The 25,226-nt window shown below is 50.6% G+C and carries 23 protein-coding genes; 20 read left to right on the top strand and 3 right to left on the bottom strand.

Annotated features, from left to right (window positions below; all coding sequences use genetic code 11):
- Positions 1–222: 222 nt before the first annotated feature.
- The 6 genes from thrS to HZB62_03160 all read left to right on the top strand — a co-directional run bounded on the left by thrS (position 223) and on the right by HZB62_03160 (position 6,471).
- On the top strand, positions 223–2,118 hold the full coding sequence (thrS, locus tag HZB62_03185; GenBank protein MBI5074166.1) for a threonine--tRNA ligase: 1,896 nt from the start codon (positions 223–225) through the stop codon (positions 2,116–2,118).
- Entirely contained in the window at positions 2,072–2,635 is a 564-nt protein-coding gene (locus tag HZB62_03180; GenBank protein MBI5074165.1) for a translation initiation factor IF-3, read from the top strand. The genes thrS and HZB62_03180 overlap by 47 nt, the downstream gene beginning before the upstream one ends.
- A 110-nt stretch (positions 2,636–2,745) precedes the next feature.
- Positions 2,746–2,943, top strand: coding sequence for a 50S ribosomal protein L35 (gene rpmI / locus HZB62_03175; protein ID MBI5074164.1), 198 nt, complete (start codon positions 2,746–2,748; stop codon positions 2,941–2,943).
- A 66-nt stretch (positions 2,944–3,009) separates the two neighbouring features.
- A complete protein-coding gene (rplT, locus tag HZB62_03170) occupies positions 3,010–3,369 on the top strand; it encodes a 50S ribosomal protein L20 (GenBank protein MBI5074163.1) in 360 nt (119 codons plus the stop codon).
- 6 nt (positions 3,370–3,375) lie between these two features.
- Positions 3,376–4,389 carry a phenylalanine--tRNA ligase subunit alpha gene (pheS, locus tag HZB62_03165; GenBank protein ID MBI5074162.1) on the top strand — a complete coding sequence of 338 codons (1,014 nt, stop codon included), beginning with the start codon at positions 3,376–3,378 and terminating at the stop codon, positions 4,387–4,389.
- A gap of 15 nt (positions 4,390–4,404) precedes the next feature.
- A complete protein-coding gene (locus HZB62_03160; GenBank protein ID MBI5074161.1) occupies positions 4,405–6,471 on the top strand; it encodes a phenylalanine--tRNA ligase subunit beta in 2,067 nt (688 codons plus the stop codon).
- Here the strand turns inward: HZB62_03160 and HZB62_03155 are convergent, their stop codons facing one another.
- A complete protein-coding gene (locus HZB62_03155) occupies positions 6,472–6,675 on the bottom strand; it encodes a heavy-metal-associated domain-containing protein (GenBank protein MBI5074160.1) in 204 nt (67 codons plus the stop codon).
- A gap of 201 nt (positions 6,676–6,876) precedes the next feature.
- Here HZB62_03155 and fabG point away from each other — a divergent pair, with 201 nt between their 5' ends.
- Genes fabG through rnc form a run of 4 tightly spaced genes read left to right on the top strand, consistent with a single transcriptional unit; the run spans position 6,877 to position 9,892 of the window.
- Positions 6,877–7,617: a 3-oxoacyl-[acyl-carrier-protein] reductase gene (fabG, locus tag HZB62_03150; GenBank protein ID MBI5074159.1), complete on the top strand. Its 741-nt coding sequence runs from the start codon at positions 6,877–6,879 to the stop codon at positions 7,615–7,617.
- Between the two features lie 48 nt (positions 7,618–7,665).
- A complete protein-coding gene (gene acpP / locus HZB62_03145) occupies positions 7,666–7,896 on the top strand; it encodes an acyl carrier protein (GenBank protein ID MBI5074158.1) in 231 nt (76 codons plus the stop codon).
- Positions 7,896–9,140, top strand: a complete 1,245-nt coding sequence (gene fabF / locus HZB62_03140; protein ID MBI5074157.1) for a beta-ketoacyl-ACP synthase II — start codon at positions 7,896–7,898, stop codon at positions 9,138–9,140. Before acpP ends, fabF begins: the two co-directional genes overlap by 1 nt.
- The gene (gene rnc / locus HZB62_03135) at positions 9,137–9,892 is read left to right on the top strand and encodes a ribonuclease III (protein MBI5074156.1); all 756 of its coding nucleotides are present in this window, start codon (positions 9,137–9,139) and stop codon (positions 9,890–9,892) included. Before fabF ends, rnc begins: the two co-directional genes overlap by 4 nt.
- On the opposite strand, the gene HZB62_03130 is transcribed toward rnc, so the two are convergent.
- Positions 9,842–10,339 (bottom strand): YajQ family cyclic di-GMP-binding protein, encoded by a 498-nt coding sequence (locus HZB62_03130; GenBank protein ID MBI5074155.1) that lies wholly within the window; start codon positions 10,337–10,339, stop codon positions 9,842–9,844. The genes rnc and HZB62_03130 overlap by 51 nt on opposite strands.
- Positions 10,340–10,610: 271 nt before the next feature.
- Between HZB62_03130 and HZB62_03125 the strand changes: the two genes are divergently transcribed.
- The 10 genes from HZB62_03125 (at position 10,611) to HZB62_03080 (ending at position 23,399) form a co-directional block, all read left to right on the top strand.
- Positions 10,611–11,168, top strand: a complete 558-nt coding sequence (locus HZB62_03125; protein ID MBI5074154.1) for a dCTP deaminase — start codon at positions 10,611–10,613, stop codon at positions 11,166–11,168.
- Entirely contained in the window at positions 11,165–11,884 is a 720-nt protein-coding gene (gene pyrF, locus HZB62_03120; protein MBI5074153.1) for an orotidine-5'-phosphate decarboxylase, read from the top strand. The genes HZB62_03125 and pyrF overlap by 4 nt, the downstream gene beginning before the upstream one ends.
- 18 nt (positions 11,885–11,902) lie before the next feature.
- A complete protein-coding gene (locus tag HZB62_03115) occupies positions 11,903–13,360 on the top strand; it encodes an anthranilate synthase component I family protein (protein MBI5074152.1) in 1,458 nt (485 codons plus the stop codon).
- 415 nt (positions 13,361–13,775) lie between these two features.
- Entirely contained in the window at positions 13,776–14,177 is a 402-nt protein-coding gene (locus HZB62_03110) for a hypothetical protein (GenBank protein ID MBI5074151.1), read from the top strand.
- Positions 14,161–14,937, top strand: a complete 777-nt coding sequence (locus tag HZB62_03105) for an LPP20 family lipoprotein (GenBank protein MBI5074150.1) — start codon at positions 14,161–14,163, stop codon at positions 14,935–14,937. The genes HZB62_03110 and HZB62_03105 overlap by 17 nt, the downstream gene beginning before the upstream one ends.
- Before the next feature lie 31 nt (positions 14,938–14,968).
- Complete coding sequence (locus tag HZB62_03100) at positions 14,969–15,427, top strand: LPP20 family lipoprotein (GenBank protein MBI5074149.1); 459 nt, start codon at positions 14,969–14,971, stop codon at positions 15,425–15,427.
- Positions 15,424–16,605, top strand: a complete 1,182-nt coding sequence (locus HZB62_03095) for a flagellar assembly protein T N-terminal domain-containing protein (protein MBI5074148.1) — start codon at positions 15,424–15,426, stop codon at positions 16,603–16,605. The genes HZB62_03100 and HZB62_03095 overlap by 4 nt, the downstream gene beginning before the upstream one ends.
- Before the next feature lie 48 nt (positions 16,606–16,653).
- Positions 16,654–20,835, top strand: a complete 4,182-nt coding sequence (locus HZB62_03090) for a hypothetical protein (GenBank protein MBI5074147.1) — start codon at positions 16,654–16,656, stop codon at positions 20,833–20,835.
- 484 nt (positions 20,836–21,319) lie between these two features.
- Positions 21,320–22,309 carry a FecR domain-containing protein gene (locus tag HZB62_03085; GenBank protein ID MBI5074146.1) on the top strand — a complete coding sequence of 330 codons (990 nt, stop codon included), beginning with the start codon at positions 21,320–21,322 and terminating at the stop codon, positions 22,307–22,309.
- Positions 22,310–22,403: 94 nt separating this feature from the next.
- On the top strand, positions 22,404–23,399 hold the full coding sequence (locus HZB62_03080; GenBank protein MBI5074145.1) for a hypothetical protein: 996 nt from the start codon (positions 22,404–22,406) through the stop codon (positions 23,397–23,399).
- Positions 23,400–23,527: 128 nt separating this feature from the next.
- Here HZB62_03080 and HZB62_03075 read toward each other — a convergent pair whose 3' ends face one another.
- Positions 23,528–25,222 carry an AarF/ABC1/UbiB kinase family protein gene (locus HZB62_03075; protein MBI5074144.1) on the bottom strand — a complete coding sequence of 565 codons (1,695 nt, stop codon included), beginning with the start codon at positions 25,220–25,222 and terminating at the stop codon, positions 23,528–23,530.
- Positions 25,223–25,226: the final 4 nt, after the last annotated feature.

The following is a 25,226-nucleotide window of genomic DNA, read 5'->3' as shown; positions in this document are numbered from 1 at the left end:
GTTTTCTGAACGATGTGAGGATGATCATACGAAAAAAGATATAGTTATTTTCACAATCATACCACGAGAGAGCGAAAAGAATGACAGGATATTCAGGGGGAACCGGTCCATAAGGCTACAGGCGGGGCAGCGGCATGATGCCAAAGTGATTGAAATTGAATTAAACTATCCTGTATCATATCCGCATTCTGCAGTCATTCTGGCGTTTGGAGGTAAGAGCACATTAACGTACGAGCAAGTGATGGAAGCGAGAGACATTTCAGCCAACTTTCCGATCTGGAAAAATATCTCGCAAAAGCAAGAGCCTTAGCGGTCAGGATCAACGGAAACCTTTCAGACCTCAGTTCCCTTAAGGAGATCAAGGATAGCGATACTGTCGAGGCAGTTACGTTTGACTCCGACGAGGGAAAAGACCTTTATCGTCACAGCACTTCCCATGTCATGGCCCACGCGGTCAAAAAACTCTTCCCGCAGGCAAAGGTAGCCATAGGGCCATCCATCCAGGACGGCTTTTACTATGACTTTGATATTGACCGGACCTTTACTCCTGAAGATCTGATTGCCATAGAGAAAGAGATGGAGTCGATCATAAAGAAGGACGCGCCCTTTGTGCGCAGGGAGCTGACAAAGGACGAGGCGATGAATCTGTTCGCCGAGAGCGGAGAGACCTACAAAGTGGAACTGCTTCAGGGCATTGATGCCGAGACCGTGACGGTCTATGATGAGGACGGCTTTATGGATCTCTGCAGAGGCCCCCACCTGTCTTCTGCCGGAAAGATCGCTGCAGTGAAGCTTCTGAGCATTGCCGGCGCTTACTGGCGGGGTGATGAAAAGAACAAGATGCTCCAGCGGATTTACGGCACAGCATTCAATAATCCGAAGGACCTGAAAAAATATCTCGATTTTCTTGAAGAGGTGAAGAAGCGTGACCATCGGCGCCTCGGCAAGGAACTGGATCTGTTCAGTATCAATGAAGAGGTAGGACCGGGCCTGATCCTCTGGCACCCCAACGGAGCCATGATCCGGAAAACGATCGAGGATTTCTGGCGTGATGAGCATCAGAAGGCAGGATACAAGCTCCTGTACAGTCCTCATATCGCACGTCTTGACGTATGGAAGACGAGCGGCCATCTCGATTTCTATCATGAGAACATGTTCGCGCCGATGGAAGTCGAGGGCGCGCCGTATGAGCTCAAGCCGATGAACTGTCCGTTCCATATTTATATCTACAAGAATTCGCTCAGGAGTTATCGTGAGTTCCCGATGCGGTATGCCGAACTCGGGACCGTGTACCGTTTTGAGCGGTCGGGCGTACTCCATGGGCTGCTCCGCGTCCGCGGCTTTACGCAGGACGACGCGCATATCTTTACCCGTGAGGATCAGATAGAGACCGAGATCCTGCAGGTCCTGGATTTTATCCTGTTCATCCTGCGCACCTTTGGATTCGAGCAGTTCGAAACCTATCTTTCGACGCGCCCTGAAAAGTATGTCGGCAGTGACGAGCATTGGCAGAAGTCCACGTCCGCTCTTGAGGATGCACTTAAGGCAAAGGGTCTCAGCTACAATATTGACCAGGGTGGCGGCGCCTTTTACGGGCCGAAGATCGACATAAAAGTGAAGGACTCGCTCGGCAGGGCATGGCAGTGCAGTACGATCCAGGTTGACTTCAATCTGCCGGAACGGTTTGATATGACGTACCGCGGTTCTGACGGAAAAGAGCATAGGCCGATCATGGTCCACCGGGCGCTTATGGGTTCTCTGGAACGTTTTTTTGGCGTGCTGGTCGAGCATTATGCCGGAGCCTTTCCTCTCTGGCTTGCGCCGGTGCAGGTATCCGTGCTCACGATATCAGAGAAGCACGGGGAATATGCCGAAAAGATCGCATCGGACCTCATCCGGAAAGGCATTCGTGCCGAGCTTGATGCAGACAGTGAAAAGATCGGCAACAAGATCAGGAAAAGCACGGTTAAGAAGATCCCGTATGCCGTTGTGATCGGCGATAAAGAGATGGAGCAGGGCTCAATAAGCTTAAGGAAGCGCAATGGGGAGAATGTCGGCCCGTTTGCGATCGATGAACTTATATCTTTTCTTTGTGAAGAGATCAACCTCAGGAGGTGAAAACATCAGTAACAGGGACATTGGCAAAAATATCAGGGTAAATGAGCAGATCAGGGCAAAAGAGCTCAGGGTCATTGACAGCGACGGCGGTCAGCTCGGCGTAATGACCGTGCGTGAAGCCCTTCATGTTGCCGAACAGAGGGAGCTTGACCTTGTTGAGGTGTCGCCTACGGCAGCACCTCCGGTATGCAAGATCCTTGATTTCGGCAAATACAAATATCAGCTCCATAAGAAGCATACGCAGAAGAAGACCATTGACCTCAAAGAGGTGAAGGTCAGGCCGCAGATCGACGAGCACGATCTTCAGCTCAAGATCAGGAATATCAACCGCTTCATTGAGGACGGCGACAAGGCAAAGGTCGTAATGTATTTCAGGGGGCGTGAGATCATCCGTCCGGAATTGGGCATGAAGGTCTTTGACAAGATCATCCAGAGCCTTACCGGTAAATTTCAGATCGAGACGAATCCCAGACTTGAGGGCAATCACATAACTATGGTTGTCGCGCCGAAATCATAGCAATTTCTGAGTGACAAAATAAATCCATTTGGGGTATACTACCCACTCTTGTTCAGGAGCAGGACAGGATTGTCTGCTCGGGACAGGAATATTTATTATTGGAGGAAACGATGCCAAAGATGAAGACGCACAAGGGTGCTGCCAAGCGGTTCAAGCTTACCGGTACTGGCAAGGTCAAGCGGAACAAGGGTTTTACGAGCCATCTGCTTACCAGCAAGCCGGCAAAGAGGAAACGCAGTCTGCGTCAGTCAACGGTTGTTGACAAGACTGACCAGAGAAACATCAAGACACTTTTACCGTACGGTTAAGACACGAGATCAGCGGGCGGTACTGTGTGCCCATCGCGAGTAATATAGAATCAGGAGGATAGGAAGATGCCCAGAGCAAAAAGTGGTACAAAGAATACAAGAAGGAGAAAGAAGCTCCTTTCGCAGGCCAAGGGATATTACGGGGCAAAGAGCCGTCTTTTTAAAGCGGCACGAGAGACCGTTGACAAGGCCCTTCAATACGCCTACCGTGACAGAAAAGCAAAGAAGCGTGAATTCAGGGCGCTTTGGATCATAAGGATAAGTGCGGCTGTGAGGACGCTCGGACTGAACTACAGTCAGTTCATGAATGGCCTTAAGAAGGCGGAGATAACTCTTGACAGAAAAGCTCTTGCCAATCTTGCTTACCATGATCCGAAGGCGTTTAGTGAGATCGCAGAGGCCGCCAAGGCAAAGCTTGCATCATAGTCTGCTGTGGGTGATCTGCTCTCCCTAAAGCAATCTTTTCTCTCCGAGATCGATACGGTTTCGGATATAGCAGAACTTCAGCAGCTCAAGGCAAGATATACAGGACGGAAAGGGCTGGTAACAGCCCAGATGAAGGCCCTTTCCACTGTCCCGCCTGAACAAAAACCCGCTTTTGGCAAGTCAGTCAATGAACTGAGAGACTTTGTCGATCAGGCCATCGAACAGAAAGAATTACTGTTCAGGGATGCCGAAAAACAAAAACGACTGCTTTCCGAAAAGATCGATATCACGCTTCCCGGGAAACCCTGTCTCTTTGGCAAAACCCATCCTTTGAATAAGGTCCTTGATGAGATCAAGGACATCTTTGTCCCGATGGGCTTCAGCATTCATGAGGGGCCGGAAATAGAGCTCGACTATTATAATTTCGAGGCCCTTAATATCCCGAAACATCATCCAGCCCGTGATATGCAGGACACATTCTATGTTTCCGATGACGTAGTGCTCAGGACGCATACTTCTCCGGTGCAGGTCCGGGTCATGGAGAAGAAGAAACCGCCGCTGAAGATCATTGCTCCCGGCAAGGTCTATCGCTGTGATGCCGACATATCGCATACGCCCATGTTTCACCAGGTGGAAGGTCTTATGGTTGACACGGACATCTCTTTCTGCGACCTGAAAGGGGTGCTCGGGCTTTTTATCCATAGTTTCTTCGGCAAGGACACGCCGGTAAGGTTCAGGCCGAGCTACTTTCCCTTTACGGAACCGAGCGCAGAGGTCGATATCGGCTGTATTTTCTGTGCGGGCAAAGGCTGCAGGGTCTGCAAGACAACGGGATGGCTTGAGGTTATGGGATGCGGCATGGTGAACCCCCGCGTATTCGAAATGTCGGGCTATGCGCCGGATGAGTTTACCGGCTTTGCTTTTGGGATGGGGGTAGAGCGTCTCACCATGCTGAAATACGCGATCGACGACATTCGTCTTTTTTACGAGAACGACCTTCGGTTCCTGCGGCAATTTTGAGAGACAGGGGAGAGCATGCGCGTATCACTTGAGTGGATAAAGGAATTTGTGGATGTCACCGCATCTCCGGAGGATGTTGCTCATCAATTGACCATGGCAGGACTCGAGATCGAGGGCATGGAAAAGATCGGTGACGACGTTGTGATGGAGGTTAATGTTACACCCAACAGACCGGACTGTCTTAATGTCTTCGGGCTTGCACGCGAGGTTGCAGCCTTGTACCGGCTGCCTCTTAAATCACCGCGGACCGAAATGCCGCATGATCTTCTCCCTTCCGATATTCAGGTGACGATTGATGATCCTGACCTGTGTCCGCGTTATACGGGAAGATCGATAGTAGGCGCTGCGGTCAGCGATTCTCCTGCATGGCTGAAAAACAGACTGGAAAAATGCGGCATACGGTCGATCAACAATGTGGTCGATATCACAAACTATGTACTGCTCGAACTTGGACACCCGCTCCATGCCTTTGATGCCGGAAAGCTTTCCGGCCGGGAGATCCGCGTTGCAAGGGCAGGCAAAGACCGGGTTATGACTACGCTGGACACGATCGAAAGAATAATTCCCGAAGAGACGCTGCTCATCTGGGATGCCGCTTCACCCGTGGCAGTTGCTGGCATCATGGGCGGGGAAGGGTCGTCCGTTACGGACGATACTACGGATATTTTTCTCGAAAGCGCTTACTTTGCACCTGCATCGATCAGAAGATCGTCAAAGGCGCTCGGCCTCAGAAGCGAGTCATCCTACCGCTTTGAACGCGGCACTGACCGGGTATTTCTCGAAACGGCATTGAACAGGGCTGCGCTTCTGATCGCAGAGCTTGCAGGCGGACGTATCTGCGCCATGGTTGATAAGTATCCAGTAGTTTATGTCCCTGTTCAGATCACGGTTTCCTATCGCAAGATCAATGCGCTGATCGGCATATCGATCGGCAAGGAAGAAGTGCTTGCTCTTCTGAATGCGATCGGCATCAAAACAGAGGACAGAGGCGAGGAGTTGGTTGCATGGCCGCCTCCCTTCCGGGCAGATATCAGCGCTCCCGTGGATATCATTGAGGAGGTGGTGCGCTGCTACGGTTATGACCGTATCCCTGCGAGGCCCCCGCGTGCAACGGTCTCTGATGGCGTGCTGAACGCTGCCGAACGCACTCTTTTTGCGGTGCGTGAATCAATCCGGAAGAACGGCTTTACAGAGGTCGTCAATTTCAGCTTTATGAACCGTGCAGATCTCGACATCCTTTCGATCGAATTGCATGAACATGAGCAGAGACGGAAGCATGTGACGCTCAGAAACCCGCTGCGGCAGGAGGAGTGCCTTATGAGGACCACTCTAATGCCGGCCATAGTGAATAACTTTATCTATAACCTGTCCCGGGGAATCAGGGATATCAGGCTGTATGAGATCTCACGTGTCTTTATTGATTGGGGAAAGCCGCTTCCCTCAGAGGGATTGAGATTGGCAGGCCTTTTTTTCCAGGATATGATGCCTTCCCTGTGGAAAGAGGCGGTCCCGGTATTCTATCAGGTCAAGGGTGTTCTGGAAGCACTGTTCGAGGAAACAGGCCTTCGGCAGTACACCTTTGTTCCGTCCCGGGAGATATTCCTGCATAGCGGGAAGTCTGCTGACATATACGCGGGTGATCAAAAGATCGGGTATCTGGGCGAACTCGGACCACAGGTTATAGAGAAGCTGTCACTCAAGATCCAGAAGCCTCAGGTGATCGTATTTGAAATTGATCTGGAACAGATGCTGTTGCTTTTGGAACAGAAGATCGTCTATCATCCGATGCCGAGATACCCGTCTGTTGAACGTGACGTTGCCCTTATTATGGATGATCAGATCGCTTCAGCCGATATTATCGCCTTATTCAAGGCATATCCGGCCGATATTATTGAGCATGTTGAGCTGTTTGATCAGTATAAGGGAAAGAACCTGCCGCAGGGGACGAAGAGTCTCGGCATTCGTGTGACGTACAGAAGCAAAGATCATACGCTCGCTGAAGAAGATGTTGAACCTGTACACCTTGCGCTTGTTGAGCATGTTGCCGGAAAAGCAGGTGCAAGAATTCGGGGAGCTGATTGATCAGGCCCTGATCTTGTAGCCTGCCTTGATGATAGCCGCTTCAATATCCTGCCGGCTTATCTGAGATTCATCGTACTGCAGTTCTGCCTTGCCCACTTCGACATTTGCGCTGCTGATTCCGGCAAGGGCCTCAATGGCCTTCTTTACTCTCATGGCACAATGCATGCACGACATTCCATCGATCACTATTGTTGTTTCAGTCATAGACGGTCTCCTTACACAGGTATTGAGGTGCTAAACTTATTTACTTCATTCTATGTTATAAAAAGAGAAAAATCAAATAAACGTCAGTCTTCACGTAAGAAGAGCCTGGCGCCCTCAATAAGTACCCATAAAATCAGGAGAAAAAGCTGGCGAAAGCACGCCATACTTTGTTAAAATTAACACCGATTTTCAGGAGGTGTTATGGAACTTAAGGGACAGGTGGTAATGGTAACCGGCGGCGCTCGTGGCATAGGCAAGGCCATTGCTGAGAAGTTTGCCCTCATGGGAGCAGATCTCGTGATCGCTGACGTATCCCTCGAGAGCGCAGAAGAAACGGCAAAGGAACTGGCCCAAAAAGGCGTCCGGGCAAGGGCAGCAAGGCTGGATGTCTCGAAATCAGCCGAAGTTGCCAACGTATTCGAGGAAGTAATAAAGGATTTCGGCAGAGTGGACATACTGGTCAATAATGCGGGCGTCACCAGGGACGGCCTGTTATTGAGGATGAAGGAGGAAGACTGGGACCTTGTGCTCGGCATCAACCTCAAGGGTGTTTTCCTCTGTACGAAGGAAGCGGTAAAAGTGATGGTGAAGCAGCGCTATGGCAGGATCATCAATATTGCATCTGTTGTGGCGTTCATGGGCAATCCCGGACAGGCCAACTACAGCGCGTCGAAGGCGGGCATCATCGGCCTGACAAAGACAACGGCCCGGGAATATGCCAACAGGGGAATTACTGCAAATGCGGTTGCGCCGGGTTTTATCTCAACTGCCATGACTGATGGGCTGAGTGAAAATATACGGCAGGAAATGTTAAAATCTATCCCTATCGGCAAGTTCGGCTCTGTGGAGGATGTTGCCGGTGCAGTTGCCTTCTTTGCTGCGCCGGGAAACGGCTATGTCACCGGCCAGGTGATCCATGTGAACGGCGGCATGTACATGTAGTTTTCAAGCTCGGAAACAAAATAAGAAAATTATTATGGAGGAAGAAGAATGGTAGAGGAAAAAGTAAAAGAGATCATAGCGAAGCAGCTTGGGGTGAATGCTGCAGAGATCACGACAGAGTCTTCATTTGTGGAGGATCTGGGTGCCGATTCGCTCGACACGGTTGAACTGGTTATGGCGTTTGAAGAGGCGTTCAATGTAGAAATCCCTGACGAAGATGCAGAGAAGATCACGAAGGTCAAGGACGCCATCAGCTACATAAGCAAGAAACAGGCTTAATGAACAGAAGACGCGTAGTCGTAACCGGGCTCGGCCTTGTTACCCCTCTCGGCATCGGCGTCGAAAAGAGCTGGGCGGGACTCATGCAGGGAAGATCAGGGATCCGGAGAATAACGCATTTTGATGCATCGACCTTTCCCACGCAGATAGCGGGAGAGGTCGATGGTTTTAATCCCGAAGATTATATCGAGATCAAAGAGATCAAGAAGATGGACCGGTTCATCCAGTTCGGGATCGCTGCTGCTGCCATGGCGATGGAGGACTCGGGCCTGAAGATCAACGAAACGGAGGCTCCGCGCGTTGGCGTTTACGTGGGTGCCGGTATGGGCGGCCTTCCGGCAATTGAGCATTATCACAAGGTCCTCCTTGAAAAAGGACCGAGAAAGATAACACCCTTTTTTATTCCGATGCTTATCATTAATCTGGCTGCCGGGCAGATATCGATCAGGTTTGGCGCAAAAGGCCCCAATGCCGCTCCGGCGACTGCCTGTGCAACAGGGAGTCACGCCATCGGCGATGCCTTCAAGATCATTCAGCGCGGCGATGCTGATGCCATGATAGCAGGCGGCACCGAGTCAGTTATCACTGCCATGGGTATCGGCGGGTTCAATGCCATGAAGGCGCTTTCTACGCGAAACGATGAGCCTGAAAAGGCGAGCAGACCCTTTGACCGCGACCGCGACGGATTTATCATGGGCGAAGGGGCGGGTATCGTTATCCTTGAGGAGCTCGAGCATGCACGTAACCGTAATGCAAAGATCTATGCTGAACTCGTGGGATATGGACTGACCGGCGATGCTTATCACATCACGTCTCCTGCGCCGGGCGGGGAGGGCGCTGTTCGCTGCATGAACATGGCCCTTAAGGATGCTGCCGTACCGGCTTCCGAGGTCAACTATATCAATGCCCACGGCACCTCAACAAAGCACGGCGATGAGCTTGAAACGAATGCCATTAAGACTGTTTTTGGGGATCACGCATATACCCTTGCCGTGAGTTCTACAAAATCCATGACCGGTCATCTTCTGGGCGCTGCAGGCGGCGTTGAGGCCGTGTTCAGCGTGCTCAGTATTCATAACAGCATGCTGCCGCCGACGATAAATCTCGACAACCCTGACGAGGGGTGTGATCTTGACTATGTGGCTCACAAGGCAAGGCCTGCATCAGTGCGCTATGCACTTTCCAATTCCTTTGGATTTGGCGGCACCAACGCCTGCCTGCTCTTTAAAAAGTTCGAGAATTGATCCGGCTGAACAAAAAAGACCTTATTCAGGAAGCGGAAAAGAACCTTCAGTATTGCTTCAGCAACAAAGAACTCCTTCTCGAAGCACTCACCCATAAGTCCTATTATCACGAGAACAGGGAAAGAACCGACGTGCATAACGAGCGGCTCGAGTTCCTGGGCGACTCGGTCATAGGCCTTGTTATAGTGGAATTCCTTTTCCTTCATGAACAGACCTGCAGTGAAGCGGTCCTGGCGAAGATCAAGTCCTATATCGTGAGCGAACCGGTCTTTGCCGGGATTGCGCAGGAGCTTTCCCTCGGCAATTCTCTTTTGCTGGGGAAGGGCGAGAAATCAACAGGGGGCACAACAAAGAAGTCCATTCTTGCCAATACGCTTGAGGCGGTCATGGGTGCGATCTATCTTGACGGCGGCTTTGAGACCGTCAGAAAGATGATCCACAACCTGTTTCGCGAGCGTATTTTACGCGCATTGGAAAGCGGAGACTTTTTTGATTACAAGACGGAACTTCAGGAGAAAAGTCAGATGTTGTTCGGGAACCTGCCGCAGTACCATGTCATCAAACAGCAGGGTGAAGAGCACGAGCGAATATTTACGGTAGCCGTCTCGTTGAATGGAAAACAGCTCGGCATCGCCTCAGGGCGGAAAAAAAAGGAAGCTGAGTCCCTTGCTGCAAAAAAAGCGCTTGAAATAGTGTCAGGCTCAGCGGAAGTTAATGCAGTCGATATGGATCCCGAGGTCCTTTCCCCGTAACAGGGCTATCAGCGCCTGAAGGTCGTCGATCTTCTTGGCTTTTACTCTGACCTGGTCTTTTTGTATCTCTGCCTGGACCTTCATCTTCGTATCCTTGATGATCTTGACGATCTCTTTTGATTTCTCGACCGGAATACCCTGCTGAAGGGTCACTATCTGGCGCACACTATTGCCGGACGCCTGTTCGATCTTGCCGTAGTCGAGAGCCTTTAGCGATATGCCTCGTTTGACCAGTTTTGTCTGAAGAATATCGACAACCGTTTTCAGTTTAAGCTCGTCGTCAGAGATAAGGGTGATCTCGTGTTTTTCCTTGTTCAGCTCTATCGAGCTCTTGCTGCCCTTAAAGTCGAACCTCTGTGATATTTCTTTTGTGGCCTGCTGTTCAGCGTTCAGGACCTCCTGCAGGTCTATCTTGCTCGCAATGTCAAAAGAATGCTCATCTGCCATCTGTATCTCCTTTCGATCTTAAATTCATTCGTTCCCCTTTATCCTTCTCCCGGTCTTTCCTGGGTTCAGGTCTGCAGACCGGACAGAAAAGTTCCCCCAGATCCAGGGGGCAGACATGCCCTCATTCAGGGCAGCAGATGCACTTATCCGGCGGGCTATCGCATATCTGGCACCATTCCATCTGCTGAATTATACTCTTTCAAAATCGTCTTCTTCAATAAAAACAGGTTGCCCGTGATATAATAGCTCGCGCACAGGGGGAAGTGAATGTATGGTAAAGAACGACCGATGGATCATAGAGGCCGCAAAGAAGGGCATGATAGAGCCCTTTGAGCAGGCACAGGTGAGGAAAGGCGTCATTTCCTATGGCGTAAGTGCATACGGTTATGACATCAGGATTGCCGATGATTTCAAGGTCCCAAAACCTCAGACCGGCAGGGTGATCGATCCCAAGAATTTCGACGAAAACAATTTCGAGCACTTCAAGGGCGATGATTGCCTGATACCGGCAAACTCCTATGTCATCTGCCGCTCACTCGAATATCTGAGGATACCTCGTGACGTACTCGTGATCTGTTTTGGAAAATCTACCTATGCCCGGAGCGGTGTTGTCGTCAATATCACGCCTCTTGAGCCCGAGTGGGAGGGATATATAACCATTTCTGTTTCGAATACGTCGCCTTTTCCGGTACGACTCTATGCGAACGAAGGACTTGCGCAGCTGGTATTTCTGCGTGCGGATGAGGTCTGCGTGACATCGTATGCCGACAAAAAGGGTAAATACCAGGCGCAGAAAGATATTGTGCTGCCAAAGGTAGAGAAAATATGAGCCTAAACGAAAAACTCATTCTTGCCCTTGATGTCGATGATTACTCTTACGCAGTCGATCTGGTTGATAGATTTTCTCCGCATATAGAGATATTCAAGGTGGGACTTGAACTGCATACTATTGCCGGGTCGAGAATAATTGAGGCTATTCATAAAAGAGGCAGGAAGGTGTTTCTGGATCTCAAATTCCATGATATTCCCAATACTGTTGCAAAGGCCGGCATTTCAGCGGCACGGCTGGGCGTTTTCATGTTCAACGTCCATGCATCAGGCGGACTGGATATGATGCAGAAGTGCAGGGACGAAGTTGTGAACGTCTGTCTTGCTGAGAATATCGCGAGACCGAGGATCATAGCCGTTACGGTGCTGACCAGCATGTCGCAGGAAGTTCTGAAGAATGAGATCGGTATACAGCACAGCCTCAGAACACAGGTGAGACACCTCGCCGGACTTGCGCTTAAGGCAGGGATTGATGGTGTTGTTGCATCTGCCCTTGAGGCGGCCCTGATCAGGGGGCATTGCGGGAGGGGTTTTCTTATCGTGACGCCCGGGATCAGGCCTTCCTGGGCATCTGCAGACGATCAGCACAGGATGATGACGCCTAAAAAAGCTCTCCAGGAGGGATCTGACTACCTTGTCATGGGCAGAGCTATTCTGAATCATGCTGATCCTGAGAAGGCGATCAAACTTATACAGGAAGAGATGGCCAGGGCATAACGCCATCTCAAATGACCGATGTCCTCACCAAAAGATTCGACCGCATTTCGCTGTCAGCCTGTTTTCCGGGAGATCCCTTTTCAAAGCCCTTTTGACGCGTATAAGAAGGTGTGCACGGAAAACAGCCTGCTCATGGAGAGTCTGAAGGGTCCGGAGCAGATCTCCCGCTACTCATTCATCGGCATTGAACCCTATCTGATCTTCACGGTCAAGGATAGCCTCATCGAGATCAACGGTATGGGCAGAAGGACCGTTCTGCAGGGAAGACCGCTGCAGCATTTACGGGAACTTCTGGCCGCTGTCATTCAGGATCCCGTTGAAGGTCTGCCTCCTTTTCAGGGAGGTGCAGCCGGCATGCTCAGTTATGATTTTGTGCGGTATTTTGAGAGCCTGCCGAGCATCGCTGACGATGATCTCAATATTCCGGATGCGCACTTCCTTATGTTCGACCGTGTGATCGCATTTGACCTGATGCAGGAAAAGTGCTGGATCATCATAAGCCCCGGAGCACGCGACAGGGCAGCCGGCCGTTCAGATATCGTCAGGCCTCAGGAAGAGCTCGTTAGAGAAGCGGCTGAGCATATGGAGAGAATAGCTGCTCAGATCGATCGTGAGTCAGATATCACATCAGGGGACAGCGGTCAGGAGACCCCGGCCATATTTTCTGAGACGGATATGGAGCAGTATATGGCGATGGTTCGAAAGGCCAAGGATTATATAGCTGCGGGAGATATATTTCAGGCCAATCTTTCTCTCCGGCTCTCTGCGGATATCGGCGGCGTGCCCCCTCTGCACGTCTATGAGATCCTGCGCCGGATCAATCCGTCCCCTTTTGCAGCTTATCTCGATCTTGGTGATTATCAGATTGCCAGTTCCTCACCGGAAAGACTGGTTCGTGTCAAGGGCAGAGCTGTGGATACGCGGCCTATTGCCGGCACGCGGCCCAGAGGAAAGGATCTGCAGGGTGACGATGACATGAAGGCAGAGCTTCTGCTGAATGAAAAAGAGCGGGCAGAGCATATCATGCTCATCGATCTTGAGCGTAATGATATGGGCAAGGTCTGCGACTACGGGAGCGTACATGTGGATGAGCTCATGATCACCGAGCAGTACTCGCATGTTATCCATATCGTATCCAACGTCAGAGGCGTGCTCGCGGAAGGCATGGACTGTTTTGATGTGATCAGGGCAACGTTCCCGGGAGGCACTATTACGGGAGTGCCGAAAGTGCGCTGTATGGAGATCATCGATGAACTGGAGCCGAGAAGGCGGGGGCCATATACGGGTTCGATCGGCTATATCGGATACAACGGGAATATGGATCTCAATATTATCATCAGGACGTTCCTGCTGAAAGAGGGTAAGGCATATGTACAGGCCGGCGCCGGGATCGTTGCCGATTCCGAGCCTGAACGCGAATATTACGAGAGCTTAAAGAAGGCTGAAGCCCTGATTAGTACCCTGAAAATGCTTTAACCGGCTTTGATCATGGTCTGCTCGGGAGCTGCTTTCAAAAGGGTGATGAATTCAGTAAAATAGTGATGCCCGGCATAGAGGGAAATCATTAACTGGAGGATGTTATGATGAGAATATCGGCATTGAAGTTCTTGATAGTCTGTTTGTTGCTGGCATGTGTTTCTGGTTGTCAGGAGTATTCCCGTCCTTCTGGTGCTGTCGGACCTGCCCGCGATTCTTATCAGCCAGCCGGGGCAATAGGAGGGGCTGCCCCCTCATATTATGATGAGCGGCCTTCCGGTGCTGTCGGACCTGCCCGATGAACCGGCCGATTTTTTTCTCAGCTTTTGTCCATAAGCAGTTCGTTTATGTTCTTATGTGCATTATCAGTGTATTTTTGTTTGGCGCGCGTTGTATGGCCCAGGATACCACGGAGTTGACAACAGTGCAGGGCCTCGGGTACCCGCCTATCAGAGCTGAAAGTGTTGCTCAGGCCCATTTGATGGCGAAACGTGCAGCCGTTGTAGATGCATATCGAAATGCCCTTGCAAACAGGTCCGTTCAGGGACAGGGATCGGATATACACTATGATGAACTTTCAGGAATTGTGAGCGGCATGAAAATTATCAAAGAGGAATATCTGAAAGACGGGGGGATCAGAATCACGGCGACGGTGCCGAAAACTACGGTTTTGCTGTCGGCCGGTCCGGAAATAAGACGGTCAGATGTTCGGCGGGGCCCTCAATCTGTTACTCTGGATGAATGGTATTTGATAATCAGGGATCTGGTCAGGTATGAAAAAAATCAAAACGGAGGACTCCATGAAAAGAATCATTAAATGTTTCACGCTGGGCAGCCTGTACATGTTGAGCGCCCTGCTGATCACGGCAATATCCACACCGGCGGCAGAAGCCCAGGTAGGGCCGCAGCAGCGGTTAATGGCGAAACGTGCAGCCAAGGTGGATGCCTTAAGAAATCTTGGTGAGACGATTTACGGCGTTCAGATCAATTCCCAGACCAAGGTAAGGGATTTTATTACCGAGTCTGATACTATTCGCGCCAAGCTTGCTACGGTGATACAGGGCGCCCGCGAGGTGGACTATGTCGAGAGACCTGACGGCACTGCAGAGGTTACCGTTGAAATAACCCTGGGCCGTGTTGAGGACATCCTGGGCCGTCGCCTGCTCTATGACCAGCAGGTCTTTACTGCAGTGGGCTATGGAGCCCCGAACGGTGAGCCTGCGCGCGGCTATGCGCCTGCACCGGCAGCTCCTGTGAACGATGTTATCCGGGCAAAGGGGAATGGGGTTGAACCCAATGATCCTTCCATGTCGCCCCCAGAAAAAGCACTCATGGGTAAACGTGCGGCAAAGCTTGATGCATTGCGGAATCTTCTCGAGCAGGTCTATGGCGTTACGCTGAGGTCGAAGACGACGGTCAGGGATTTTGTGACCCAGAGCGATGACATGAAGGCCCGCGTGAATGCATTTGTCCGGGGTGCGAGGGTCGTTTCTGAACGCGCTCTCGGCGATGGCAGCTATGAGGTGGAGGTAGAGCTGGAGCTGGCTCCGCTCATGAGAATTTTTCCGGACAGATAATTCAGTTATTTTAACCTTAACAGGAGGCATTATGCATAGGAGAGTTTTGGCAGGGATATTGATGGTAATGATGTTTGCGTTGGCAGGATGTCAGACGTCTGAAGTGCGTGAAGGCCGGCCGCTCGGGGAAGTTGGTCCGGCGTACGACGCGCCTGTTCAAAGGGAGGAGTGGGTCCCCTTCAAGGTTACGGCAAAGGGTGGCGGCGCACCTCCTCCGAATGCGGTTAATCAGGCTCAGGCAAGGTTGATGGCCGAACGTGCTGCAAAGGTCGATGCAATGAGGAACCTGCTTGAACAGGCCTATGGCGTGACGATCAAATCCCGCACTACGGTCAAGGACTTTATCACCCAGAATGATACGATAAAGGCGAGAGTCGATGCGTACATCAAGGGTGCAAAGGTGATTGATACGCGGTATCTCAGTGACGGCAGCGTCGAGATAGAGATGGAGATCATCCTCGACTATCAGTTCAGGAGAATGTTCCCATGAACCGGAGTTTCAGCAGAACGCCGCGCATCCTTTTTGGCATTCTGGCCATTTCATTATGGATTATAGTATCCGCAGCCATGGCGGCAGAGATGATCACTGCTGACGGGTTTGCCGCAATGATTGGAGGGAACAAGGTCATTGCCAGGGACAAGGCCATTGATGACGCCTTGAGAAAGGCGGTCGAACAGGCGGTCGGCACTATGGTCTCTTCCGATTCCATGACCGAGAATTATAAGGTTATCCATGACAAGATCCTGGCCCGCACATCCGGATATGTCGAAAAGTACAAGATCCTCTCGGAAGGTCCGGAAGGCGATCTCTACCGCGTCAGGCTGCAGGCTGAGATAGGCAGGGCCGATCTCACGAGCGACCTGAGCGCACTCGGACTGCTGCATGTTATGGTCGAAAAGCCGAAGGTGATGGTGATCATCGATGAGAAGGTGGGCGGGTTATACGGAACGACCGGATCGGAGAGCGTCGGGCAGGCCGAATCGACTATTATCGAGAAACTGCTTGGTTCAGGCTTCAATGTGGTCGACGCAGATACGGTCAGGGCGAATATCACACGGGACAAGGCATTGCGAATCCTTGAGGGCGACAACAAGGCTGCAGCAGCAGAGGGTCTGAAATACGGAGCCCAGGTTGTTATCACCGGCAAGGCATTTTCGAAGAATGCGGGCGGCAAGCTGTACGGGACCAATATGCAGTCCATTCAGGCAACGCTTCAGGCCAGGGTTGTCAGGACTGACACCGGCAAGGTAATAGCGTCAAAGAGCGCCCAGGGGGCGCAGGTGCATATAGATGAAATGCAGGGAGGTGCCCTTGCGATCAAGGAGGCGAGCGAGAAACTTTCTGACGAACTTATCGAGATGATCGTAAAACAGTGGAGCGGCGAGGTCTATGGCCGTTCCCAGGAGATCACGGTTATGATAAATGGTCTGGTTTCCTACCGGCATCTTGCTGCGGTCAAGAAGATCCTTGAAAAAGAGACCCAGGGCGTAAAGGCCGTGCACCAGCGGAGCTTTACCGGAGGGGTTGCCGAACTGGCCCTTGATTACGGCGGCAAGTCATCCAATATCGCTGATGAGCTGGCAGCAAGAAAGTTTACCGGTTTCAGACTGGAGCCGACAAATGTCACACCCCACAGGATAGATGTAAAGGCGGTTTTGGAGAAGTAATATTCAGGCAATAGACCTGTAACAGCTGTCCAAAGGAAGGGGTATTTAATGAACAGAAAGAGCCGCGTTCACAGGCAAGCTCAAAGTCATGCCCTGATACTTCCCTGTCTGCTGGTTGTTCTCTGCTTTTCAGCAGCAGGTGCCTGGGCACAGGGCTCCCCTGCCGGCAAGCCTTCGCAGAGCCTCTGGGGGATTCCTGGAGATACTATATCACCATCGCCGGGCGTCAAGAGTGATACCCCGCAATTCGAATCACCGACCGGATTAGTTGCTGTCACACTTCAGCAGTACAAGGAGAAGTGTCTGCCGCTGCCTGACAACTTCGCAGAAGCCTCTTCGGGGGGTGCATACAGGGAGGGCACGTACGCAGAGGCTGCCGGAATTATCAGGTCTGCTCCCAACCCATGCGAAGCCTCAATTGAACTCAAGCTATTTCTTGAAAGTCAGAAGGGGGAATGGGTTATTAGCGACGAAAAGGTGAGTAGCTTTGGCGTAAAAGCAGCTATCAAGAGAGTCCTCGATAAATATGTGTTTGGCCCTGTTATCGGAACAACTATCACCGTTGTCTCATTGGGCAAACTTGTAGAGGATGAGCTGCAGCAGAGGAAGGCGAACAAACTCATCAGGGATGCACATGACATCTTTCTGAAAACACGGGGGATGAAGAAAGAGGGTGTGGATCAGGAGGAGGCGAGGCTTGGGACATTAATTATCTCCCATGAGAAAAAGCTGAACAGCCTAACTGTCAAATACGGTCAGAAACTTGAGCAATATCGGCCTCAGCAGCCATACAACAGGCTCAATCCGAGCACGGCGTGGCAGACTTTTTTTGATAAAGAGTCTGAATTTGCCCGTCAGGAGGCTGCAGAGCGGGCAGATATCCTCTACGAGATTGCATCGCTTGAGATTCAGCGGGGAGTGCTCAATCAGTACAGAAGACCTCTCCTTGAAAAATCCTGTGATGAGATGATGGCTTCCCTTGGCAGGGACTGCCCTCAGGCGAAGAAGACTGACAGCGTTCAAAAGCCGCCGGAACCTCCTGCCATCTCAAGCTCACTTATTAAGGCTGATCTGAACGTCCTTAACGGCTGTCTTTGCCGCTGCACTATTAACCCGACAATCGGCGTGGGTGCTACCTACGACCCAAAACCATGGAAAAATGCCTCTCCCAGCTGCGATGATGCGAGATATGGTCCTTGCGTCGGTTTTGGCCTCGGCTGCTGGAGAGAGCATATGAGAAGTGACGGGGAATGTTTTGAGCAGTGTGTTGCAGCGGCTGGCGCAAAGCCGCAGGAAGTCAAGACAGAGATTTATCAGACAAGATTTAAGGCATACAATGATTTTCTTGGCGAGGCCCGGAGTATCATTGAAGAATACCTTGCCTATAAGACCAGGTTCTCTCAGGGAAAGACCTACCCTGGAATTAACAGGCACTCTATACAATTGGCGGGAAATTTCCCCGACGATGCATCCCTGGCCCCAATTCTTTTTGCTGCAGTCTCTGCAGAAAATGCACCCTCTGCCTATGCAGAGATGGTCAGGGAGAAGAACAGGCGTGGCGACCCTGACAGGGCACTGGGGCTTGTCAGGTCTGCTGAGTCAGTAATGCCTGACAGAAAAGCTTCCGGTGAGACCACAAATATCCTTGCGGAATTTGCAATTATCATGTCCAAGGCAAGCCTTAACATAGCTACCGAATTTGAATTTGACGAGGGCCTCTATCTTTTGCGTAAGGCTGCGGAATTCTACAAGGCGGGCAAGTCTAATCCTCTCGGTGAAAACATACAGCGCTTGATCGGAAATTTCGAGAAATGGAAGGAAGACTGGCAGATCCTGAGAAGTCAGATACCGGTATGTCAGGCCCTTATCAAGGACAAAAGGGTATGTGCGTGCGACAAACTTAATAGTGAAAAGATTACCCCTGCTGCCAACTCCCTGACCATCTACGAATTTGCTTCCTCTGAAAAATGGTCAATCAGTACCGCTACAGGAACTCCACGCCCCTTGCCTGAAAAAGACAAGATTTATAATGAACTTAAGGACAGCCTGTCCAGGGCAAAGAATGCATGCGCCGATAATCCTGCAATGAACACAAAGGAGATGAAAGATCTGATTGATTATGAGACCACCAAGTTCCTTCGAAGGTCCCCCTATATCAATCAGGAGGAGCTGAAGAAAAATTCAGCGCCGGTCATCTGTGATACCCGCGCGGTCAGGAATGCCGAAAAGCTGCTTTCGAAGCCGGGGCTCTGCGATTGTCAGCAGGAGAAGATCAAAGGCATCCTTGATGGGGCAAAGAAGGATGAGAAGCCTCTTGTCCTTGAATTCAGTGCAGACAAAAAAGAAGTTGCAGTCGGCGGAAGGGTGATACTAAATTTGTCGATAAAGGGAGGCCAGCCGCCGTTTTCAGCTGACATGACGGGTGACTACTCCTATACCCAGCAGTCCGAGGCGAGGGGGTTCAACATCAACTATCAGACTGAAAAACCGGGAGGCAACAACTTTTACGTTACCGTAGTGGATTCATGCGGGGAGAGTGATTCAAGGAAAGTCTCACTTGATGTGCTACCGGTCAAGGAGAAGACTGTTGAGAATAAGCCTAAGGCCGAGTCGAAAATGACTGTGGCACTGAGGGCAGACAAGACCCAACTTAAATTGAATGAGAGGACATATGTTCATATTAATGTTCAAAATCATAAGCCTCCCTATATCTTACGGTGGGGTGGCCATGCGCAGGGGCTTGGTGATCAGGGTGGCAAGGTGCCTTTTGTGGGTGCATCCTCGCCAGGCGAGTATACGGTGACTGCAGATGTAACCGATGCAGGCGGAAGAAGGGCCACAGGAAGCATTGTGCTGACTGTTATCGGCGAGACGACATCAAAACCTCCGGTAAAAACCTCCGTCAGGATCGGGCAAAGCAAAATAATTGTAATCGGCACTAAACCGGAGACTTCTATCTCACCGCTTAAATTGAAATTACCACCGGGAGAGCAAAGCCAACCCTTGTTATTTACCTATGAACATAAAAATATGAATTCAGACAAGATGGAATATATTATTCAAGCGCCGTCTGCGACAACCTTCATGATAGAACCCTCAGACAGTGGCGCATCTTTAACACGCATCAGCAAACCTGAAAAATGGGGCAGGGAGAAGTTATTTGCGGTGAATATAAATAAAGATGTAATGCCCGGCAGGAAATTTACCGTGACCGCATATTACAGCGGTGTTTCTAATCCCCGGTGGATATACAGTAAATATATCGATACAGGCGAAGATACTGAGGAGTACTTAAAGAAAAATGTGAAACCTGCAACCGCAATTATAGAGGTAATTAAAGGTAGTGCTTCATATCAGAGCGATAAGGGATATAATCCACTGGATGATATAAACATTACAGAACCCGGCAATAAAATAGTCGACGTTGCTGCGGTAGACAAGATCGGCAATGAATTCCAAGGCGATCAAACGGGCGTCAAACAGAAAGAATCGCCTAAGGACAAACAGTCACCTCCGGTTGCACAATCTGAGACATATACGGGTAATACCAGAAAGCCGGATGACTCTTCCAGCAGTCAAAATACTTATTCGCCTCCTTATATTGATGACAATAGAACCCCCGGAAAAGATTGGACTGACTGGACAAAAAACCGTGGAGATCGTTGGGACAGAGGAGATCGGGGAGATCATGGCAATGGCAGCAGAGGGGACAGCAGCAGCTCTTCAAAAGTGAACTGCGACGCATCACAGAAGCAGGCTGCATACCAGGAAGGGGTTAAGTGCGGGCAGAAGGCAAAACAGAATAAGGGTACGATGAGCACTGAATGTAAAGCAGCTTCTCAGGGGCATATGAACAGGGACACACAGAAGGGATGGGGCTCATGTTTGTACAGCGGATTCGATGAAGGCTACAGGGCAGGGCTCGGAACGACTGCTGGCGGGACTGGTGAAGTTATAGCTGAGCTCGAAAACAGAGCTGGTGAGAATGTCCATATATTTGCTGATGGCCAGGATAATTTTGGTCCACAGAATAAGCTGCTCCCGGGGGAAAAGAAAAAGGTCAGCATCAAGGTTCCAAAAGGCGGAGGATATGTCAAATTCATAGCAGGCAGAAACGGGCAGAAGCTTGCGGAGTGTAAATGGGACTATACCCCGGATTCATGGAGCAGGGTTCCCGTAGTAAAATTCTCGGCGCCCAAGAGTCTGGCCTGTACAACAGGTCTGAGATGACGTTGATGATCACTGGACATTATGGCATGGATACTGCCGAGTATTGGGGTAGGGTTCTGAAAACGAGATTACTGCCTGCGTTTGTCATGGCCTTCTGTTTCATCCCCCCGTGTCTCGTTTATTGCGAAGCAGATACTCTGCACGAAAGGAATTCTGACAATATCGAAAAAGCAGACAGGCTTGGCGAGGACTTTCAGAATCAGGGGCCATGGTCCCGGCAGAGATCACCGGATGACAATTTTTACGCAATCCCTCAACCGAGAGAGTATCAGGCCACTCCTGGCAGTCAAATTCCTGAAGTTGAGCCCAAGTATGATATAACTCAATATCCTCTCTGCTATAATCCTTATGCAGGGGCATATGAATACTGTTATAGAGGGGGATCTTCTTTTTATCGTTCAGGATTCCGCTCTCCTTCTTTCGGGCTGAAATGGAGACGGGGAAGGTCCTGCCCTCCTGGGTATTACTTTGTGCCGGAGAAAGGTTGTTACAGAAATTGAATATGCATTTTTTGCGGTTTTTAAAAAAAAGTTTCAGTATCTTTGTGGTTGCCATCTTCATCGTGCCGCTGGCTCGTGGAGAAACGGCTGCTGCCTTGAAAGAGGTCGGCAATATCCGTGAACTGAGGGGGACGGCCTATATTCTGCGAGAAAAACAGAAAAATGAGGCGCAGAAAAATGAACCTGTTTTCGGATCAGACACGGTCAGGACTGCCGGAAAATCGAGGGCCAAGCTTCTTTTTATTGATGATTCGGTAGTCATGGTTGGTGAAAATACAAGCTTTGTTGTGACAGAGTATATCAGGGGCAGCAAAAATATATCGGTATTTAATCTGATCGATGGCGTGATGAACGTGATCGTTGGCAAGTCGAAGTTCGAGGTGAGGACTCCGTCTGCAGTAACCGCTGCACGCGGCACATCGTATCTCGTCTGGGTAGAAGGCACCAAAACCGGCCTTGCGGTCACTGAGGGCAGGGTCGATCTGAGTGAGATCAACGCTGCTCCTGATAAGAAGATCCTTGTTCCGGCCGGAAGAACAAGCTATGTTGAGATCGGAAAACCGCCGGTTATTGCGACCAGAACCAATCCTGATCTTATAAAGAGATTTTATGATGAGACGCTCGAGCCGGAAGAACGCTGGGGTCCTAAGTTGCTCAAGGCAACCGGAAGCGGCATACCACCGCCCGGCTCCGTGAATCCTGCACAGGCGCGGCTTATGGCATTGCGAGCGGCAAAAGTTGATGCCATGAGAAACCTTGCTGAGCAGGTCTCCGGTGTCACTATCGTTTCTGATACCAGTATCCGTGATTTTGTGACAAAACATGATACGATCAAGTCCCGTGTAGATTCCTTTATAAAGGGCGCCTGGATCTCTGAGGAGAGGGAACTTGCTGACGGCACAATGGAAGTTGATATGGAGCTTGCCCTGGGAATCGGGTTCAGAAGGATGTTTCTCGAACAGATTGAGAAGTAATAGCAGCCCTAATATTGACCGACCCTGTAATTTGTTTGGGTTGTCATGGTATGCAGGCATTTCAGTGTTATCATAAAGAGTCAGGAGGAAGGAAATGAGAAAACTTTTATTATTATCAATGGTTGTGGTTTTCATGTCAGGTTTTGCCCCTGTTTCATTTGCATATGATTCGACGGCAGGAGATCAGCAGGAGAGTGATTACAGTAAGCCGGCAAAAAAAGCGCCTGTTCAGAGCACTGGATCCGGGACTTATACCGGACCCAAAAAGCGTATTGCAGTTACCAAGTTCGAAAATAAGGTAAAGGGAACCTATGGAAGCTGGAACATTGGTGAGGGCATGGCTGATCAGTTGGCTACTGCGCTGATCAAAACCAACCGCTTTGTGGTCGTAGAACGCCAGGCGCTGCAGGAAGTCCTTGGCGAGCAGGAACTCGGGCAGACCGGCATTATCAAAAAAGAGACCCAGGCAAAGGTTGGTCAGGTGCTCGGTGCGCAGATCCTGATACGTGGTGTTGTTTCCGAATTCGAGCAGGCCGAATCAGGCGGTGGCGGGGGGATCGGGTACGGTGGCTTCAGGATTGGGGGTAAATCGTCCAACGCCCATGTCGGCATAGATATCCGCCTGATTGACGCTACAAGCGGCCAGGTTTTGACGTCACACAATTCAGTCGGCAAGGCTGAATCATCCGGAATAGCGGTTGGGGTTTCCCGCGGCATGGTCGACTTTGGTGCAGATTCCTTCAAGAATGCGCCGATAGGCCAGGCAACAAGACAGGCTATTGAGGAAGCGGTGAATTTTATTGTTAACACCATGGAAACCGTCCCGTTCACTGCAAAGGTTGTCAAAATAGATGGCAAGAAGATCTACATCAATATTGGCTCGAATATGAATATAAGGCCTGGCACGAAGATGTACGCCTATGCACTGGGAGAAGACCTTGTAGATCCTGAGACCGGCCTGAAACTTGGCGCTGATGAAAAACTCATAGGCACGGTTGAAGTGCGCGATGTGCAGGATAAGTTTTCTGTCGGATATATGAGTTCAGGCAATGGAACCCTTAAGCGCGGTGACGTCTTAAAGCTTCAATAGTTTTGCAGGCGGGACAGAAAGATCAATAGTCCCGGGACTCGGTGCAGGACGTCAATATAAGCAGGAACGCCTGATCAGTCAGGCGAGGCAGATACCAAAGGCAGTAATCTGATCTCCCTGTATCGGGGTTAAAGACGCCCTGAACGGATGATCGAGATGATAAGCCAGATACCAAGAAGAAGAGCAAAAAAGAAGGCGGACATGCCTAAGAGGGAAAAACCCATGACTGTGGGCCCTGCTCCGGTGGCATGCATGATTGCAGAACTGAGCAGAATGGCGCTGATGATCATGCCGAACGCTATGCGGTTGCTTGACCGGTCCATGTCGCGGATCAGTCGATCAAGGCCGATATGGGTCATCTTTACATGCAGGTCATCGCGCAGGGTCTTCTGAATGAGCTGCCGGATCTGTTTGGGGAATACAAGGGCAAACTCGCTCAGATCCATCACATTCTTGCGTGCCTTGTCGAAGATCTTGCCGGGCCTCATGCGTTCCTTGATGATCCTGGAGGCATAGGGTTCTGCGGCTGCAATGAAGTCAAAGTCAGGATCCAGTTCCCTGCCCAGGTTCTCAAGCGTAAGCATTGCCTTGTTGACCAGGAGCAGGTCAGACGGAATTTTCATCTTGTGCTTGATCGCAAGATGGGTCACCGTATCAAGATACTCGGCAAAATTGATCTCTTTGATCGACTTGCCGTAGAGCGGTTCGAGAAAATCTGAAAGGTCAGCCTTGAATTCTTTTCTGAAGGCATCCAGATCCACATGTTCAGGAATAACGCCGAGCTCGAGATAGTGGTCGATGAGTCCGTCAAAATCCTTGTTGATGAGCGCGAGAAATGTATTTGCCATGGTTTCACGGAGCTCAGGCGTCACTCTGCCTACCATGCCGAAGTCCATAAAGCCTATTGAGCCGGAGGGCATGGCAAAGATATTTCCGGGATGGGGATCTGCATGAAAAAATCCGTCCTCAAGGACCATCTTGAAGTATGAATCAACGCCGAGCTGGGCCAATCGTTTCCTGTCAAGGCCAAGCTGTGTGATGCCGGGAATATCATCGATGCGGACACCCCTGATGCGCTCCATGACCAGGACCTTTGATGTCGAGAAATCGGTATATATTGACGGGATACAGACATCCGGGTTTGCAGCAAAATTCTTGGCGAATCGCATACAGTTCCGGCCTTCCTCGACAAAATCCAGCTCTTTCCTGACCGTTCTTGAGAACTCCTCCACAATACCCGTCGGATTGAAGAACTTGCTTTCGGGTACATATTTTTCCAGAAGATTCGCTGCATAGGTCAGAATTCCTATGTCCGTCTCGAGCTGCTCAAGGATATTGGGACGCTGGATCTTTACAATAACCTCGCTTCCATCAAGGAGTTGTGCATTGTGGACCTGCGCAATAGATGCCGCGGCCACCGGTATCTTCTCGAACGACGTAAAAACCATATCGATCTGAAGGCCGATCTCGGACTCAACAATACGGATGGCTTCGTCAGAAGAGAAGGGCGGCACCCGGTCCTGAAGTTTTTTGAATTCATCGGCGTAGAGCGTGGTGATGAGGTCAGGCCGGGAGGAAAGGATCTGTGCAAGTTTTATGAAGCTCGGTCCGAGCTCGGCAAAAGCCATTCTGAGGCGTTCCGGAGCCCCGGGTCCCTTGACTCCTGGCCATTGTCCGAATTCCCTGATGCGCTTTCGGAAAGGAATGAACCGGCCAAGCTGGATCTGGTCTATGACCTTGCCGAATCCATATTTCAGGAAGACATTGACGATCTGCCGGATCCTGTTTGCGCTCCGGCGAAGCCTGAAGAAACTAAAAGGCATCAGA

The sequence above is a fragment of the Nitrospirota bacterium genome (genome assembly GCA_016214855.1).
Classification (GTDB): Bacteria; Nitrospirota; Thermodesulfovibrionia; order Thermodesulfovibrionales; family UBA6898; genus UBA6898.
The sequence above is the reverse complement of the archived record's forward strand: the minus strand, read 5'-3'. Positions and strand labels throughout refer to the sequence as shown.

Bases quoted from the DNA above. Each gene is read 5' to 3' on its own strand.
- rpmI (MBI5074164.1), top strand. From the start codon at position 2,746: ATGCCAAAGATGAAGACGCACAAGGGTGCTGCCAAGCGGTTCAAGCTT.
- HZB62_03160 (MBI5074161.1), top strand. From the start codon at position 4,405: ATGCGCGTATCACTTGAGTGGATAAAGGAATTTGTGGATGTCACCGCA.
- fabG (MBI5074159.1), top strand. From the start codon at position 6,877: ATGGAACTTAAGGGACAGGTGGTAATGGTAACCGGCGGCGCTCGTGGC.
- HZB62_03115 (MBI5074152.1), top strand. From the start codon at position 11,903: ATGTCCTCACCAAAAGATTCGACCGCATTTCGCTGTCAGCCTGTTTTC.
- HZB62_03125 (MBI5074154.1), top strand. From the start codon at position 10,611: ATGGTAAAGAACGACCGATGGATCATAGAGGCCGCAAAGAAGGGCATG.
- fabF (MBI5074157.1), top strand. From the start codon at position 7,896: ATGAACAGAAGACGCGTAGTCGTAACCGGGCTCGGCCTTGTTACCCCT.
- HZB62_03100 (MBI5074149.1), top strand. From the start codon at position 14,969: ATGCATAGGAGAGTTTTGGCAGGGATATTGATGGTAATGATGTTTGCG.
- HZB62_03090 (MBI5074147.1), top strand. From the start codon at position 16,654: ATGAACAGAAAGAGCCGCGTTCACAGGCAAGCTCAAAGTCATGCCCTG.
- HZB62_03080 (MBI5074145.1), top strand. From the start codon at position 22,404: ATGAGAAAACTTTTATTATTATCAATGGTTGTGGTTTTCATGTCAGGT.
- HZB62_03130 (MBI5074155.1), bottom strand. From the start codon at position 10,339: ATGGCAGATGAGCATTCTTTTGACATTGCGAGCAAGATAGACCTGCAG.
- HZB62_03155 (MBI5074160.1), bottom strand. From the start codon at position 6,675: ATGACTGAAACAACAATAGTGATCGATGGAATGTCGTGCATGCATTGT.
- HZB62_03095 (MBI5074148.1), top strand. From the start codon at position 15,424: ATGAACCGGAGTTTCAGCAGAACGCCGCGCATCCTTTTTGGCATTCTG.
- HZB62_03180 (MBI5074165.1), top strand. From the start codon at position 2,072: ATGAACTTATATCTTTTCTTTGTGAAGAGATCAACCTCAGGAGGTGAA.
- acpP (MBI5074158.1), top strand. From the start codon at position 7,666: ATGGTAGAGGAAAAAGTAAAAGAGATCATAGCGAAGCAGCTTGGGGTG.
- HZB62_03105 (MBI5074150.1), top strand. From the start codon at position 14,161: ATGAAAAGAATCATTAAATGTTTCACGCTGGGCAGCCTGTACATGTTG.
- rplT (MBI5074163.1), top strand. From the start codon at position 3,010: ATGCCCAGAGCAAAAAGTGGTACAAAGAATACAAGAAGGAGAAAGAAG.
- pyrF (MBI5074153.1), top strand. From the start codon at position 11,165: ATGAGCCTAAACGAAAAACTCATTCTTGCCCTTGATGTCGATGATTAC.
- HZB62_03075 (MBI5074144.1), bottom strand. From the start codon at position 25,222: ATGCCTTTTAGTTTCTTCAGGCTTCGCCGGAGCGCAAACAGGATCCGG.